Origin of the sequence: Streptomyces olivaceus, assembly GCF_000721235.1 — a bacterium.
In the GTDB taxonomy this organism is placed as follows: domain Bacteria; phylum Actinomycetota; class Actinomycetes; order Streptomycetales; family Streptomycetaceae; genus Streptomyces; species Streptomyces olivaceus.
In genome coordinates, this window is the sequence record NZ_JOFH01000134.1 from 1 (window position 1) to 479 (window position 479).

Here is a 479-nt window from a genome sequence, read left to right on the forward strand (position 1 = left end):
CTGGCGGAGGCCAACCAGTGGCCGGAGGACGTCGTCGACTACTTCGGCGACTACTCCGCCGGCGGCGACGAGTGCCACATGGCCTTCCACTTCCCGGTCATGCCCCGCATCTTCATGGCCGTCCGCCGCGAGTCCCGCTACCCCGTCTCCGAGATCCTCGCCAAGACCCCCGCCATCCCCTCCGGCTGCCAGTGGGGCATCTTCCTGCGCAACCACGACGAGCTGACCCTCGAAATGGTCACCGACGAGGAACGCGACTACATGTACGCGGAGTACGCCAAGGACCCGCGCATGCGCGCCAACATCGGCATCCGCCGCCGCCTCGCCACCCTCCTGGACAACGACCGCGACCAGATCGAACTCTTCACCGCCCTGCTCCTCTCCCTCCCGGGCTCACCGATCCTCTACTACGGCGACGAGATCGGCATGGGCGACAACATCTGGCTCGGCGACCGCGACGCCGTCCGCACCCCCATGCA

General features: G+C 67.6%; 1 pseudogene. It reads left to right on the top strand.

The annotated features are described in order from the left end of the window. A pseudogene (locus IG94_RS0138120) lies at positions 1-479 on the top strand (alpha-amylase family glycosyl hydrolase); the annotation flags it as partial.